This is a genomic window from Streptomyces sp. NPDC054794 (genome assembly GCF_053611585.1).
Genome location: NZ_JBSHAQ010000006.1, coordinates 116,027 through 129,532 on the forward strand (window position 1 = coordinate 116,027; position 13,506 = coordinate 129,532).

16 protein-coding genes are annotated in these 13,506 nt (G+C 70.4%); 7 read left to right on the forward strand and 9 right to left on the reverse strand.

Annotation, left to right across the window (positions count from 1 at the left end):
* The 3 genes from ACWGKT_RS08240 to sodN all read right to left on the reverse strand — a co-directional run bounded on the left by ACWGKT_RS08240 (nucleotide 1) and on the right by sodN (nucleotide 1,408).
* Nucleotides 1-390: an effector-associated constant component EACC1 gene (locus tag ACWGKT_RS08240; RefSeq protein ID WP_453272958.1), complete on the reverse strand. Its 390-nt coding sequence runs from the start codon at nucleotides 388-390 to the stop codon at nucleotides 1-3.
* A gap of 85 nt (nucleotides 391-475) precedes the next feature.
* Nucleotides 476-874 (reverse strand): helix-turn-helix transcriptional regulator, encoded by a 399-nt coding sequence (locus ACWGKT_RS08245; protein WP_356142174.1) that lies wholly within the window; start codon nucleotides 872-874, stop codon nucleotides 476-478.
* Nucleotides 875-1,012: 138 nt separating this feature from the next.
* On the reverse strand, nucleotides 1,013-1,408 hold the full coding sequence (gene sodN, locus ACWGKT_RS08250; protein WP_356142172.1) for a superoxide dismutase, Ni: 396 nt from the start codon (nucleotides 1,406-1,408) through the stop codon (nucleotides 1,013-1,015).
* A 145-nt stretch (nucleotides 1,409-1,553) separates the two neighbouring features.
* On the opposite strand from sodN, the gene sodX reads away from it, so the two are divergent.
* Nucleotides 1,554-1,988, forward strand: a complete 435-nt coding sequence (gene sodX, locus ACWGKT_RS08255) for a nickel-type superoxide dismutase maturation protease (protein ID WP_356142270.1) — start codon at nucleotides 1,554-1,556, stop codon at nucleotides 1,986-1,988.
* Here sodX and ACWGKT_RS08260 read toward each other — a convergent pair.
* Nucleotides 1,892-2,521 (reverse strand): CGNR zinc finger domain-containing protein, encoded by a 630-nt coding sequence (locus ACWGKT_RS08260; RefSeq protein WP_356142170.1) that lies wholly within the window; start codon nucleotides 2,519-2,521, stop codon nucleotides 1,892-1,894. The two genes, sodX and ACWGKT_RS08260, sit on opposite strands and share 97 nt — an antisense overlap.
* Before the next feature lie 102 nt (nucleotides 2,522-2,623).
* Here ACWGKT_RS08260 and ACWGKT_RS08265 point away from each other — a divergent pair, with 102 nt between their 5' ends.
* Nucleotides 2,624-3,394, forward strand: a complete 771-nt coding sequence (locus ACWGKT_RS08265; protein ID WP_453272959.1) for a class I SAM-dependent methyltransferase — start codon at nucleotides 2,624-2,626, stop codon at nucleotides 3,392-3,394.
* 117 nt (nucleotides 3,395-3,511) lie between these two features.
* Here the strand turns inward: ACWGKT_RS08265 and ACWGKT_RS08270 are convergent, their stop codons facing one another.
* From ACWGKT_RS08270 to ACWGKT_RS08280, 3 genes are read right to left on the reverse strand one after another with little or no spacing between them, the layout of a single operon-like run.
* Nucleotides 3,512-4,312, reverse strand: a complete 801-nt coding sequence (locus tag ACWGKT_RS08270; RefSeq protein ID WP_356142166.1) for an amino acid ABC transporter ATP-binding protein — start codon at nucleotides 4,310-4,312, stop codon at nucleotides 3,512-3,514.
* The gene (locus ACWGKT_RS08275) at nucleotides 4,309-5,238 is read right to left on the reverse strand and encodes an amino acid ABC transporter permease (protein WP_356142164.1); all 930 of its coding nucleotides are present in this window, start codon (nucleotides 5,236-5,238) and stop codon (nucleotides 4,309-4,311) included. Before ACWGKT_RS08275 ends, ACWGKT_RS08270 begins: the two co-directional genes overlap by 4 nt.
* A 32-nt stretch (nucleotides 5,239-5,270) precedes the next feature.
* Entirely contained in the window at nucleotides 5,271-6,236 is a 966-nt protein-coding gene (locus tag ACWGKT_RS08280; protein WP_453272960.1) for an ABC transporter substrate-binding protein, read from the reverse strand.
* 544 nt (nucleotides 6,237-6,780) lie between these two features.
* Here ACWGKT_RS08280 and ACWGKT_RS08285 point away from each other — a divergent pair.
* The 4 genes from ACWGKT_RS08285 to ACWGKT_RS08300 all read left to right on the forward strand — a co-directional run bounded on the left by ACWGKT_RS08285 (nucleotide 6,781) and on the right by ACWGKT_RS08300 (nucleotide 10,305).
* Complete coding sequence (locus ACWGKT_RS08285; RefSeq protein WP_453272961.1) at nucleotides 6,781-8,004, forward strand: NAD(P)-dependent malic enzyme; 1,224 nt, start codon at nucleotides 6,781-6,783, stop codon at nucleotides 8,002-8,004.
* Nucleotides 8,005-8,466: 462 nt separating this feature from the next.
* Entirely contained in the window at nucleotides 8,467-9,432 is a 966-nt protein-coding gene (locus tag ACWGKT_RS08290) for a zinc-binding dehydrogenase (RefSeq protein ID WP_453272962.1), read from the forward strand.
* Nucleotides 9,433-9,532: 100 nt separating this feature from the next.
* A complete protein-coding gene (locus ACWGKT_RS08295) occupies nucleotides 9,533-9,742 on the forward strand; it encodes a helix-turn-helix domain-containing protein (RefSeq protein ID WP_018571396.1) in 210 nt (69 codons plus the stop codon).
* Nucleotides 9,742-10,305 (forward strand): Clp protease N-terminal domain-containing protein, encoded by a 564-nt coding sequence (locus tag ACWGKT_RS08300; RefSeq protein WP_453273046.1) that lies wholly within the window; start codon nucleotides 9,742-9,744, stop codon nucleotides 10,303-10,305. Before ACWGKT_RS08295 ends, ACWGKT_RS08300 begins: the two co-directional genes overlap by 1 nt.
* A 64-nt stretch (nucleotides 10,306-10,369) precedes the next feature.
* On the opposite strand, the gene ACWGKT_RS08305 is transcribed toward ACWGKT_RS08300, so the two are convergent.
* Together ACWGKT_RS08305 and ACWGKT_RS08310 are read right to left on the reverse strand one after the other, a co-directional pair.
* The gene (locus ACWGKT_RS08305; protein WP_453272963.1) at nucleotides 10,370-11,434 is read right to left on the reverse strand and encodes a helix-turn-helix transcriptional regulator; all 1,065 of its coding nucleotides are present in this window, start codon (nucleotides 11,432-11,434) and stop codon (nucleotides 10,370-10,372) included.
* A gap of 1 nt (nucleotide 11,435) precedes the next feature.
* A complete protein-coding gene (locus tag ACWGKT_RS08310) occupies nucleotides 11,436-12,422 on the reverse strand; it encodes a DUF4097 family beta strand repeat-containing protein (protein ID WP_453272964.1) in 987 nt (328 codons plus the stop codon).
* Between the two features lie 152 nt (nucleotides 12,423-12,574).
* Here ACWGKT_RS08310 and ACWGKT_RS08315 point away from each other — a divergent pair, with 152 nt between their 5' ends.
* Nucleotides 12,575-13,432: a hypothetical protein gene (locus ACWGKT_RS08315; protein ID WP_453272965.1), complete on the forward strand. Its 858-nt coding sequence runs from the start codon at nucleotides 12,575-12,577 to the stop codon at nucleotides 13,430-13,432.
* Nucleotides 13,433-13,506 lie beyond the last annotated feature (74 nt).

The window sequence follows — 13,506 nt, forward strand, 5'->3', positions numbered from 1 at the left end:
TCACTCCCGTACGTCCCGATCGGCTCCGTCCCGGCCCGACCCTTCCTCGAGGGCCCGCCGCAGCAGCTGTTCCAGGTCCTCGCCGTCGACCCGCTTGGCGTCGATGTCGACGCCAAAGCCGTCCTCGCGGCGCACCGTGAGGCGTACGTCGCTGCGGCGCGGCTGGGCGATCCAGGCGCGCAGGCAGGAGGCGAGCACGGTGAGCGGGCCGCCCGCGCCCAGGAGCACGGTCACCGTGTCGAGGGCGGTGCCCAATTGTCCGGGCCGGGGCGGGGCGCCGGTCCTGCGGACCTTGCCGGCCAGGGCCGGCTCGCCTCTGAGCCAGTCGGTCAGCGACTCGGCGTCCGCGACCGGGTCCTCGCTCAGGACGGAGATCAGTGCGGTGGTCACGGCTCCCCCGAATCCGTCAACGACCCCGACGGGCCACGGTGTTGAGAGGTCAAGTGTAGGACCGCGCGGGCGGACGGTGACCGGGTCAGTACGGCCTGCGACGCGGACGGGTGAAGGTGCGGGCCACGCAGGGCGGGATCACCGCGCTCTCCTCGTGCGAACGGGCCCGGTACGCGCTCGGCGTCTCACCGACCAGCTCGGTGAACCGGGAGCTGAAGGAGCCGAGGGAGGTGCAGCCGACGGCGATGCAGACCTCCGTCACGCTGAGGTCTCCGCGGCGCAGCAGGGTCTTGGCGCGCTCGATGCGGCGGGTCATCAGGTAGCTGTACGGCGTCTCGCCGTACGCCTCGCGGAAGCTGCGCTGGAAGTGGCCGGTGGACATCAGCGCGGTGCGCGCCAGCGCCGCGATGTCCAGCGGCTCGGCGTACTCGCGGTTCATTCGGTCGCGCGCCTGGCGCAACCGGATCAGGTCCTCGGTGTTCACCCGACCAGCGTCGCACAGGAGTGCCGCGTCCTTCCCGCGGGACGCCGAAGGGGTCCGGCCGTACGCGGCCGGACCCCTTCGAAGACCCCTGGACCCGCGATGGTGCACCGATCGCCGGTCACGGGAGTTGACGTGCCGTCAGGCCTTCTTGGTCTCCCAGAAGATGCGGTCGATCTCGGCGATGAGCTCCAGCGCCTTCTCGCCCGTCTTCGGGTCCGTCGAGGCCTTCGCGGCGGACAGCGCCTTCAGGGTGTCGTTGACCAGCTGGTGCAGCTGGGGGTACTTCTCGAAGTGCGGGGGCTTGAAGTAGTCGCTCCAGAGCACGGACACGTGGTGCTTCGCGAGCTCCGCGCGCTGCTCCTTGATGACGGTGGCCCGCGCCTGGAAGTGCGGGTCGTCGTTGGCGGCCATCTTTTCCTGCACGGCCTTGACCGACTCCGCCTCGATGCGGGCCTGGGCCGGGTCGTACACACCGCAGGGCAGGTCGCAGTGCGCGCTGACCTTGACCTTGGGGGCAAACAGGCGGGAAAGCATGGAGCATTCCTTCCTCGTGATCGTCTTCTCAGGTGGGACATTACTCCCTGGGAAGCCGGATTTCGCGAGTGCCCCCTAGGGCTTAGGACAAAAGTCCAGGGTCAGACTGGGACTGGTGGAGGAACGGACCGGGGAGGTGCCGGGGATGCCGGAGCTGTCGCAGGAGACCGAGCGAGGGAGGGCCGTAGCGCCTTTCGGACTGGCCGAGGTGACCGGGCCGTCCATGGTGCCCACGCTCTACCACGGGGATCGCCTCGTGGTGCACTACGGGGCCCGGGTCAGGCCCGGTGACGTCGTCGTCCTGCGCCATCCGTTCCAGCAGGACCTGCTCGTCGTCAAGCGGGCCGCCGAGCGACGCGAGGGCGGCTGGTGGGTCCTCGGGGACAACACGTACGCGGGAGGGGACAGCACCGACTACGGGACCGTGCCGGAGGACCTGATCCTCGGCCGGGTGCGGCTGCGGGTCCGGCCGCGCGGGACCGCTCAGCGCTCGCCGCTGGCGGTGGCTCGCTGGGCGCTGTCGGCCGTCAGGCCCGTCTTCTCCGACCGGTCGGCCTCCAGGCGCTTGCGGGCCCGGTAGGCGGCCACGTTGGCGCGGGTGGCGCAGCGGTCGGAGCAGTAGCGCCGGGACCGGTTGGTCGAGGTGTCCAGATAGGCGTTGCGGCAGGGGCTCGCCTCGCACAGGCCCAGGCGGTCCACGCCGTACTCGGTCAGGTGGAAGGCCAGGCCCATGGCGGCGATCGCCGCGTAGCCGGCGGTCACGTTCGAGGGGTGGTCGGCCAGGTGCATGTGCCACAGCGGGCGGTCGTCCTCGTCGCGGTGGTCGTGACCGGAAATCTGCGGGCTCACCGGGAACTCCAGCAGCAGGGAGTTCAGCAGGTCGACCGCCAAGGTCTCGTCGCCGCCGTCGGCCGCTTCGAAGACGGCCCGTAGCCGGGCCCGGACCGAGCGGAAGCGCGTCACGTCGGCGTCGGTGGCGCGGCGGGCCGCCGACGCGTTGCCGCCGAACAGGTCGCGGACGGCCTCGACCGAGGTCAGGGAGTCCTTGCCCCGGGCCGGTTCCTCGCTGTTCACGAGGCGTACGGCGTAGTCCGAGTAATAGGCCAGTTCCACTTGTAGTCCTTACGGGGGCGCTCTATGGTCGTGGGATGCGGTCGGGTAACAGCCGGTCGTGCCTACAGGGTATTACGGGGCATGCGCGACGGAGGGGTAGCGATGACGGACACGGACACGACCACGACCGGCGCCGACTGGGCGGCCTGGCAGCACGGCTGGGACCGCCAGCAGGAGTGGTACATGCCCGACCGGGAGGAACGCTTCCGGATCATGCTCGACATGGTCGAGGCGCTCGTGGGGCCCCGGCCGCGCGTCCTGGACCTCGCCTGCGGCACCGCCAGCATCACCGCCCGGCTGCTCGCCCGGTTCCCGGACGCCACCAGCACCGGCGTCGACCTCGACCCGGCCCTCCTCGCCATCGCCGAGGGCACCTTCGCCGGCGACGAGCGGGTCACCCTCGTCACGGCCGACCTCAAGGACCCTGACTGGCCGGCGAGACTGCCGTACGACTCGTACGACGCCGTCCTGACCGCCACGGCCCTGCACTGGCTGCACAGCGAACCCCTCGCGGCCCTCTACGGTCAGGTCGCGGAACTCGTCCGCGACGGCGGTGTCTTCATGAACGCGGACCACATGATCGACGAGACGACGCCCCGGATCAACGCCGCCGAGCGCGCCCAGCGGCACGTGCGCATGGATCAGGCCAAGCGGGACGGCGTCCTCGACTGGGCCGAGTGGTGGCAGCTGGCCGCCCAGGACCCGGTCCTCGCCGAGCCGACCGCCAAGCGCTTCGAGATCTACGGCGAGCACGCCGACGGCGACATGCCCGGCCCGGCGTGGCACGCGCGCGTGCTGCGCGAGCGGGGCTTCGCCGAGGCCCGGCCGGTGTGGTGCTCACCGTCGGACACGCTGCTGCTCGCGCTCAAGTAGGCCTTCGGCGGCGGGCCGCAGGCCGCGGGCCGCTGTGCACAGACGCGGACGAGGGCGGTACGGAGATTCCGTACCGCCCTCGTCACGTCGAGCCGTTCAGCGTCTTCGACCGGCAGGTCAGAGCACCTTGGACAGGAAGGACCTGGTCCGCTCGTGCTGCGGGTTCGTCAGGACGTCGCGCGGGTGGCCGGACTCGACCACCACGCCGTCGTCCATGAACACCAGCGAGTCGCCGACCTCACGCGCGAAGCCCATCTCGTGCGTGACGACGACCATCGTCATGCCGTCCTCGGCCAGGTCCCGCATCACGTCGAGGACCTCGCCGACCAGCTCCGGGTCGAGAGCCGAGGTCGGCTCGTCGAAGAGCATCAGCTTCGGCTGCATCGCCAGCGCACGGGCGATGGCCACGCGCTGCTGCTGACCGCCGGAGAGCTGAGCGGGGTAGTGACCCTTGCGGTCACCGAGACCCACCCGGTCCAGGAGTCGCTCCGCGCGTTCCCGGGCGGTCGCCTTGGACTCGCGCTTGACCTGGATGGGCGCCTCCATGACGTTCTCCAGCGCCGTCATGTGCGGGAAGAGGTTGAAGCGCTGGAACACCATGCCGATGTCCCGTCGCTGCGCCGCGACCTCCTTCTCCTTCAGCTCGTAGAGCTTGTCGCCCTTCTGCCGGTAGCCCACCAGGTCGCCGTCGACGTACAGCCGGCCGGCGCTGATCTTCTCCAGGTGGTTGATGCAGCGCAGGAAGGTGGACTTGCCGGAACCGGACGGGCCGATCAGGCAGAACACCTCGCGCGGGTTCACCACCAGGTCGATGCCCTTGAGGATGTGCGCCAGCCCGAAGGACTTGTGCACGCCCTCGGCCCTGACCATCGGCGCGCCGCTGCTCGGCGCCGTGATGTCCTTGCTGAGACCGGTCATCGGGCCACCTCCGGGCGGCGGAACGAACCGAACATTCGGAGGTTCTTCTTCAGACGCTGGAGCGGGGTCGGCGGCAGGTTGCGCGTCGAACCGCGGGCGTAACGGCGTTCGATGTAGTACTGCACGATGCTGAAGATCGTGGTCAGGAACAGGTACCAGATGCAGGCGACGAAGTACATCTCGACGACCGCCAGCGAGGTGCTGGAGATGTCCGTGGCCTTCTTGATCAGCTCGGGGAGCTGGACCGCGTAGGCCAGCGACGAGGTCTTCAGCATGTTGATGAACTCGTTGCCGGTCGGCGGGATGATGACCCGCATGGCCTGCGGGAGGATCACCCGGCGCAGCGTCCGGCCCTGGGTCATGCCCAGCGCGTGCGACGCCTCCGTCTGTCCCTCGTCGACCGACTGGATGCCGGCGCGGACGATCTCGGACATGTACGCGGCCTCGTTCAGGCCGAGTCCCAGCAGGGCCGTGAGGACCGGAGTCATCACCTGGTTCATCTCGTCCTTGTAGAACCCCAGGTTCAGGATGGGGAACACGAGCGAGATGTTGTACCAGAGCAGCAGCTGGACCAGGACCGGGGTGCCGCGGAAGAACCAGATGTAGAACCAGGCCACGGTGCTGGTGACCGGGTTCGACGACAGCCGCATCACGGCGAGGATCACGCCGAGGACGACGCCGAGCACCATGGCCAGCACGGAGATGTACAGCGTGGTCCAGGCGCCGGACACGATGCCCGGGTCGAAGAGGTAATCGGGAATGATGTTGTAGTTGATGTTCGCGTTGGAGAACGCGATCCCGATCAGCACCACGAGGGCGATGACCACGACACCGGACACCCAGCGGCCGTAGTGCCGCACCGGGATGGCCTTGATCTGCTCCGGCGGCAGCGTCGGCGCCGGAGTCTTGTCGACGGGTTCAGTCACAGTGACAGTCCTTCAGTGTTGCCCGAGGCTGTTCAGGAGCCGCCGTTGATCTTCGACTCGGTGACGGCACCCTGCGTGACGTTCCACTTCTCCAGGATCTTCTGGTAGTCGCCGCTCTTGATGATCGCGGCCATGGCCGCCTGGAGGGCGTCCCGCAGCTGCGTGTTCTCCTTGCTGACCGCGATGCCGTACGGACCCGCCTCGATCTGGTCGCCGACGACCTCGAAGTCCTTGCCGCCGCCGGAGGTCTTCGCGTTGTAGGCCGCCACCGGGAAGTCGTTCAGGTCGGCGACGGACGCGCCCTGCTTCAGACGGAGCAGCGCCTCCGGGTCGGTGTCGAAGGTCTGCAGGTCGATGGCCTTCTTGCCGTCCTTCGTACACTTCTTGCTCTGCGCCTTGGCGATGCCCTCGGACGTGGTGCCCTTCTGCAGGGCCACGACCTTGCCGCACAGGTCGTCGAGCGACTTGATGCCCTTCGGGTTGCCCTTCTGGACCAGGATCGAGGTGCCGGCGGTGAAGTAGTCGACGAAGTCGACGCCGTTGCCGACCTTCTTGCCGGTGTCGGAGTCGATGCCGCTCTGGCGGTCCTTGGTGTCGTTCATCGCCGACATGAGCACCTGGAAGCGCTTGGCCTGCAGGCCCACGATCAGGTTGTCGAACTTGCCGTTCTGGAACTCGAACTTCACGCCCAGCTGCTTGCCGAGGGCGTCCGCGATGTCGGGGTCGATGCCGACGGCCTTGCCGTTCTCCATGTACTCGACCGGCGGGTAGGCGATGTCGGAGCCCACCTTGATGACGCCCGCGCTCTTGATGTCCGCGGGCAGCTTGTCGGCGAGCGGCGCCGAGGCGGCGGCGGAGGCCGACGAGCTGCCGCCGTCGTTGCCCTTGTCCGTCTGGTCACCGCAGCCGGCAAGGACGAGAGCGCCTGCGACCGCGATCGCACCGACCGCTGCAGTACGGGTGCGGGCGGTCGTACGACGGGTGGAGCTTGCGGTCATAGTGGGTTCCTCCGGCGGAAAGGGTGGAGATGCCGTTAAGTCGACGAGAACACACACCTTCGGGTGTCGCGACCTCGTGGGTTTACGGCATCCTGCCATTCGGACTGCCCTATTCAGGCGACTCGCTATGTCAAAATCGGATAACGGGTGACCCCCGAACCACATCAGGTCGGTACACCAGGCAGGACCGTCTGCGGGAATCCCATGTTCCGGCCGTAATTTTTTCGGCGCATCTCATCATGTGATCAACCCTTGCCCGGCCGTTCGGAGCCATGCAAGCGGTCCTCGATGTCGCCTCGATGTCACCAGGACGTGACCTTCGAGTCCTGTGATGTGACCTTGAACCTAATGGACTCGTCGTCGGCCCCGTCCGTCGGGTAAGAAGGTTCTTTACACCCCTCATCCGGGGCTCAGGGCGCGTGTGCGGCGCGCCCATCGCGTACGTACCCGTACGTATCAGTCAATCGGGTCGTATGCGGTCCCGCCCACTCTTCACCAGGAGTGGTCAACCCTCAAACCATGAATACTTAAGGGGTAAAACGAAGTGGCAGCGGAGATCGTCAATCCTCGCAGCGACGGCAATACGGAGCAGGACGGCGGGGCCGAGCCCCTCGATTCCTTCGATCCGGCGTTCGCGCTGCACCGCGGCGGCAAGATGGCCGTGCAGGCCACCGTGCCCGTCCGTGACAAGGACGACCTGTCCCTCGCGTACACGCCCGGAGTCGCGCGCGTGTGCACCGCGATCGCTGAGCAGCCGGAGCTGGTCAACGACTACACCTGGAAGTCCTCCGTGGTCGCGGTCGTGACCGACGGTACGGCCGTCCTCGGACTCGGGGACATCGGCCCCGAGGCCTCCCTTCCGGTGATGGAAGGGAAGGCGATCCTCTTCAAGCAGTTCGGCGGCGTGGACGCGGTGCCGATCGCGCTCGCCTGCACGGACGTCGACGAGATCGTCGAGACCGTCGTGCGGCTGGCCCCGTCCTTCGGCGGCGTGAACCTGGAGGACATCTCGGCGCCGCGGTGCTTCGAGATCGAGCGCAAGCTCCAGGAGCGGGTGGACATCCCGGTCTTCCACGACGACCAGCACGGTACGGCGGTCGTGACGCTGGCGGCGCTGCGGAACGCTGCGCGGCTGAGCGGGCGGAACGTCGGTGACCTGCGGGCCGTGATCTCGGGCGCCGGCGCGGCCGGTGTCGCCATCGCGAAGATGCTGGTCGAGGCCGGGATCGGGGACGTGGCGGTGGCCGACCGCAAGGGCGTGGTGTCGGCCGACCGCGAGGACCTCACCCCGGTCAAGCGGGAGCTCGCAGGGTTCACCAACAAGGCGGGCATCAGCGGGTCCCTGGAGGACGCGCTGGCCGGCGCCGACGTTTTCATCGGCGTCTCCGGCGGTACGGTCGCGGAGTCGGCGGTGGCCTCGATGGCGGAGGGTGCCTTCGTCTTCGCGATGGCCAACCCGAACCCCGAGGTGCACCCCGAGGTCGCGCACAAGTACGCGGCCGTTGTCGCCACCGGGCGGTCGGACTTCCCGAACCAGATCAACAACGTGCTGGCGTTTCCCGGGATCTTCGCGGGGGCGCTGCAGGTGCGGGCCTCTCGGATCACCGAGGGGATGAAGATCGCGGCGGCGGAGGCGCTGGCCGCGGTCGTCGGTGACGATCTCGCGGCGGACTATGTGATTCCGTCGCCGTTCGACGAGCGGGTTGCTCCCGCGGTGACCGCGGCGGTTGCGGCTGCCGCGCGTGCGGAGGGCGTTGCCCGCCGGTGAGTTGGCAGATGGCCCCGTCCGTTTCGGACGGGGCCATTTTCTTTGCCCACCCACCCGTTCGGGCGACGACAGGGCAGCGTTCCCGGGGCTGTCGCCCCCGGCCCCCCGCACCGGGCTGACGGCCCGGGCGCGCGTCGGGCCGGGGCCCAAGACCTGCGTCGCGTTCAGGATCCGAGGTGGCGTCGGGCCGGCGCCCCAACCCCCGCGTCGGCCCGCGGCCGAGCCCCCGCGGCGCGCCCGCGCTCCCGAGCCCCGTTGGGCCGCCGCCCCGTCTTGCCCCGCCCCCTCGGGCCACCGCCCGGGTCGAGCCCCGTGTCGGACCAGCCCCCCTCCAACCCGCCCCGTGTCGGCCCGGTCGCTGCTCGCCGAATGGCAGGACGTGGTCCTCCGTCGGCGCAAGAGGGTGTGTGTCACAGGGCGTCATGGTTCCGCCGGGCGGGGGTGGAACCTATCGTCGAGCCCATGTTCGCTGTCTACGCCGCCCGAATCGACCCCGACCAGCCGCTGTCCGGACTTGAGTTGGGGGAGCGCCCGGCCCCTGAGGCCCGGCCCGGCTGGAGCACCGTCAATGTCAGGGCCGCCTCTCTCAACCACCACGACCTCTGGTCGCTCCGGGGGGTCGGTCTCCCCGAGGAACGGCTGCCGATGATCCTCGGCTGCGACGCCGCCGGTGTCGACGAGGACGGCAACGAGGTCGTCCTGCACTCCGTCATCGGCCAGACGGGTCACGGCGTCGGCCCGAAGGAGCCCCGTTCCATCCTCACGGAGCGCTATCAGGGCACCTTCGCCGAGCAGGTCGCCGTACCGACCTGGAACATCCTCCCCAAGCCCAAGGAGCTCTCCTTCGCGGAGGCCGCCTGTCTGCCCACGGCCTGGCTGACGGCCTATCGGATGCTGTTCACCAACGCCGGGGTGCGGCCCGGTGACTCGGTGCTCGTGCAGGGCGCCGGTGGCGGTGTCGCCACGGCCGCCATCGTGCTGGGCAGGGCCGCGGGACTGCGCGTCTTCGCCACCAGCCGCGACGAGGCCAAGCGGAAGCGGGCGCTGGAGCTCGGTGCCGTCGAGGCGGTCGAGTCGGGAGCGCGGCTGCCGCAGCGCGTGGACGCCGTCATCGAGACCGTCGGCGCCGCCACCTGGTCCCACTCGGTGAAGTCGCTGCGTCCCGGCGGCACGATCGTCATCTCCGGTGCCACCAGCGGCGACCGGCCCTCGCACGCCGAGCTGACCCGCATCTTCTTCCTGGAGTTGAAGGTCGTCGGCTCGACGATGGGCACCAAGGAGGAGCTGGAGGACCTGCTCTCCTTCTGCGCCGCCACCGGCGTCCGTCCCGTCATCGACGAGGTGCTCCCGCTCGACCGTGCCCGCGAGGGCTTCGAGCGGCTGGAGTCCGGTGACCAGTTCGGCAAGATCGTGCTCACCAACAGCTGATCGTCACCGCAGTCCGACGGCCGGCCCGGTTTCCGGGCCGGCCGTCGACGTTTGTCAATCAGGGTTGACAGGTGCGGTGATGTCAACTTAAGTTGACATCATGACCGAAGCAACGGATCTCGCCGAGCGGGCCGGTGACCGCGATCCGCGGGTCGGACTCCGGGCCGTCGCCGCACTCCGCAGGCTGCTGGAGCAGCTGGAGGCGGTGCAGGTGCGCAGCGCGCGCAATCAGGGCTGGTCGTGGCAGGAGATCGCCGCCGAACTCGGTGTCAGCAGGCAGGCCGTGCACAAGAAGTACGGGAGGCAATGATGTTCGAGAGGTTCACCAAGGACGCCCGCGACGTCGTGCGCGGCGCCGTCGAGCACGGTGAACGGGCCGGCTCGCAGTCCGTCGACCCCGAGCACATGCTGCTCGCCCTGCTCGACCGCGAGGCGAGCCGCGGTTCCTTCGCGCTGACCGCGCTCGGACTCGGGGAGCGCAAGGAGTCCGTACGGGAGGCGCTGGGCGAGGCGCGGCGGCGGGGCGGGCTGTCCCGGGCCGACACCGAAGCCCTCGCCGGACTGGGGATCGACGTCTCGGAGATCGTCTTCCGGGTCGAGGAGGCACACGGCGTCGGCGCGATGTCCGGTGACCGTGAGGACAAGGGCTGGTGGTCCGGCCGCCGCTCCTTCAGCCGGGGCGCGAAAAACGTCCTGGAACGGGCCCTGCGCATCGCGGTCGCCCGCCGCGACCGTCACATCGGCGACGAGCACATCCTCCTCGCCCTGGCCGCCGCCCCCGGCGTGCCCGCCGAGGTCCTCGCCGACCACGGAGCCACGTACGACTCGCTGACCCGCGTGCTGTACGGCGGGGGAGAGGCCAAGGCGGGCTGAGAGCCGCCTCGGCTGCGGTGGTTGCGCCCGGCGGGGTGTCGGGCGCAACCACCGTGCGGGCGGGTCAGGCCTTCGGTGCGCGCAGGATCGCTCCGATGTGGGCCGCCGCCGTCGACAGGTGGCGGCGGGCGTCGCGGAGCTGGTCCGGTGTCACGCCGTGGTCGCGGGCCGCGTCGCGGATGTCGTCGCGGAAGCGGTCCAGGAGGCGGTCCAGGTCGCGGGACGGATCGCCGGTCGGGTCCTCGTGGGCCCAGGAGGGTTCGTACTCGGCCGGGAAGTCCTCGGGGGTCCGGCTGTACTCCGGTGCGGACGTGCCGGTCCCGGGTGTGGATCCGGCCCCGGTGCGGCCGAAGCCGAAGTCCTTGCCGAACTCCTTGCCGAAGTCCTTGCCGAACTCGCCGAATTCCTTGGCGAGTTCCGTCAGGCCCTCGCGCACTCCCGTCGGCCAGTCGCCCCGGCTGAAGTGGTCCTGGACGTGGTCCTGGACCCGCCGGGCGATCCGCTGCATCTCCTCCTGCGCCTGGGCCCGTGCCCGCGTCTGGGCCTCCTGGGCCTGGCGGCGGGCCCGCTGGGCCTCGTCGCGGGCGCGGCGGCTCTCGTCCTTGGCGCGCCGGGCCTGCTCCTTCCACTCCTGCTTGGCCCGGCGCATCTCCTCCTTGGCCGCGCGCCAGGCCTCCTTGTCGACCGTCTCGCCGAACTCCCCGAAGGGTCCGTGCTCCCCGGCGCCCGCCTTGCCGCCGTGCCGGGCCTCGGTGGCGGCCGCCCGCATCTCGCGGCGCAGGTCGCCCGCCGCGCCGCGCACGTCCGCTCGTATCTCGGCGGCGAGTTCGGCGACCGACTCGCGGATCTCCAGTTCCAGGTCGGCCAGTTCACCGCTGCGGTCGGCCAACTCGGCGCGGCCCGCGTCCGTGATCGCGTACACCTTGCGGCCGCCCTCGGTGGTGTGCGTGACCAGGCCCTCCGCCTCCAGCTTGGCCAGGCGGGGGTAGACCGTGCCGGCCGACGGTGCGTAGAGCCCCTGGAAACGCTCCTCAAGGAGGCGGATCACCTCGTAGCCGTGGCGCGGGGCCTCGTCCAGCAGCTTGAGCAGGTAGAGGCGGAGGCGTCCGTGGGCGAAGACGGGAGGCATGTCAGAGCACCTTCTTGTCGGTCGTGCCGTCGGCCGGGGCGTCGGTGCTGGTCGCCTCGTCGTCCGGGCCGGAAGCGGAATTGTCCCCCGCACCGCTCTTCGGGCCGGACGCCGGGTCGGCGACGGGCTTGCTGTCCTCCACGGGTGGTTCGGTCTCGGCCTCCCAGCCGTGGTCCTCGTCCTCCCGCGGCGGGCGGCGCAGCAGGGCGATCGAGCCGGAGACCGTGGTGGCCCTGAGCTTGCCGTTTCCCGCTCCGAGGCGGCCGGTGATCTTGTGGGCGCCCCACTGGCCGTGCACCCGCAGGCCGTCGAAGGCGTTGGAGATCGTGCCGCTCGCCGTGTTCGCCTCGACCTCGGCGTCCGCCGGATGCGGCAGGCGGATGGCGATCTCACCGGAGACGCTGGTCAGCCTGACGTCCGTCGGGCCGTCCGGGTCGAGGTCGATGATCATGGAGCCGCTGACGGATTCGGCCCGCACGGCGGAACCCGAGCCCTCCACCACCGTCAGGTCGCCGGAGACGGAGTTGAAGCGCAGGTCGCCGGTGACGGCCTGGGCCTCCAGATTGCCGGAGACCGTGTCCGCGCGGACCGGGCCGGAGAGGGCGACCAGGGTCGTGTCGCCCGTGACGCCCTTGACCACCGAGGTGCCGCGGATCCCCGAGACGACGGCGGCGGCGCCGACCACGCCCACCTCCACGCGCGTGTCCATCGGGACGGCCAGGGAGACGACCGCGCTGCGCCGCCAGCCCTTGCGGTCCAGCCACTTGAGGAAGCCCTTCCAGGGCAGGTCGTCGTACGCGACGGTGAGGGTGCCGCCCTCCTGGGTGACCACCAGGGGCGGGCCCTCGATCTCCGAGACCTCCAGGCGCGCGGAACCCTCGTCCGTGCCCACGACGTTGACTGTTCCGTTGACGACGCGTACGTGCAGTTCGGTCACGGGATCGTCGAAGGTGAGCTTCATGGGCTCGGCGACGGACCACTCGGACATGGTGCTGACCTCCTCGGTGGGACGCGACACGCCATATCGCGTCTTCCGTGAAACACGATATATCGCGGCCGTGGAAAGTCAAGACACTCGTTCGCGTGAGCGCCGAAGTCGCACATCAGGCGCGAAGCAGACGGATTGCCTAACGTGTGACCATGTCCGCGGATGGGTTTCGGGCCGGATCCCGGGGTGCCGTCGCCCCGGGCGCGCTGCTGCTCTGCCGGGCGGATCCCGAGTCCGTCGCCCCCGCCGCCCACCTGCTGCGCGAGCGGATGCTGCTCACGCGCGCGGGCCGCGAGTGGAGCGTGCTCGTGCCCGAGGGGAAGCCGTGGCTGTACGGCGGTGAGCGGGTCGACCACGTCGTGACCGGCTGGGCCACGGCGCTGGCCGTCGGCCCGTCCTGGCCGGTGCTCGCGCTGTGGTGGGACGCCGACCACGTCGGCTACACCCTCGCGTCCGGCTTCCGCCGCCCCGTCGGCTACGTCTGGCTGGCCAACGGCACGCCGGCGGGCGAGGCCGAGGCGATGCGGACCTTCGCGGCGCGGCTGGGGCTGGATCCCGTTCTCGACGTGCAGTCCCTCGACCGGCTGACCGAGCCGGATCCGCTCGCCGACGCGCGTGCCCGGATGCGCGGTCTGCTCGCCGTCCTCACGCGCGCGGGAGTGGCCCTGCCCGCCGGGCTCGCCCCGGGCGAGCCCGCCGGCCGCCTCCGCGATGCCGCCCGCGCGCGGGCCGACGTGCGGCACATCGAGGGGGAGGGCGTGATGGCGGGGGTGCGGGAGGCGGTGCGCGCCGAGCTCGACGTGGTGGAGCGCGGGCGGCTGGGGCCGTGGCTGCCGTGGTCGGCGGACCCGCGCTCCCGCGCGCTGGCACTCGGCCAGGCGGTCGTGGGACTGCCCATGACGGTGTGGGGTGTACGGCGGCGCAGTGCCGGTTGGGTCGTGGCCGGGGCGCTGCTGCTGGCGCACGGCGCGCTGGGGCTCACGTACGACGTGATCTGGCCCCGCGACTGACCGGGCGCGTGCTGAGGAGCGGACCGGTAACCGCAGGTCAGCGCCCGCTGGAGAGCTGCCTGCCTCCTGGTCCC

Coding starts and splice junctions, on each gene's coding strand:
- sodN (WP_356142172.1), bottom strand. CDS start 1,408: ATGCTTTCCCGCCTGTTTGCCCCCAAGGTCAAGGTCAGCGCGCACTGC.
- sodX (WP_356142270.1), top strand. CDS start 1,554: ATGCCGGAGCTGTCGCAGGAGACCGAGCGAGGGAGGGCCGTAGCGCCT.
- ACWGKT_RS08265 (WP_453272959.1), top strand. CDS start 2,624: ATGACGGACACGGACACGACCACGACCGGCGCCGACTGGGCGGCCTGG.
- ACWGKT_RS08270 (WP_356142166.1), bottom strand. CDS start 4,312: ATGACCGGTCTCAGCAAGGACATCACGGCGCCGAGCAGCGGCGCGCCG.
- ACWGKT_RS08280 (WP_453272960.1), bottom strand. CDS start 6,236: ATGACCGCAAGCTCCACCCGTCGTACGACCGCCCGCACCCGTACTGCA.
- ACWGKT_RS08290 (WP_453272962.1), top strand. CDS start 8,467: ATGTTCGCTGTCTACGCCGCCCGAATCGACCCCGACCAGCCGCTGTCC.
- ACWGKT_RS08295 (WP_018571396.1), top strand. CDS start 9,533: ATGACCGAAGCAACGGATCTCGCCGAGCGGGCCGGTGACCGCGATCCG.
- ACWGKT_RS08300 (WP_453273046.1), top strand. CDS start 9,742: ATGTTCGAGAGGTTCACCAAGGACGCCCGCGACGTCGTGCGCGGCGCC.
- ACWGKT_RS08305 (WP_453272963.1), bottom strand. CDS start 11,434: ATGCCTCCCGTCTTCGCCCACGGACGCCTCCGCCTCTACCTGCTCAAG.
- ACWGKT_RS08310 (WP_453272964.1), bottom strand. CDS start 12,422: ATGTCCGAGTGGTCCGTCGCCGAGCCCATGAAGCTCACCTTCGACGAT.
- ACWGKT_RS08315 (WP_453272965.1), top strand. CDS start 12,575: ATGTCCGCGGATGGGTTTCGGGCCGGATCCCGGGGTGCCGTCGCCCCG.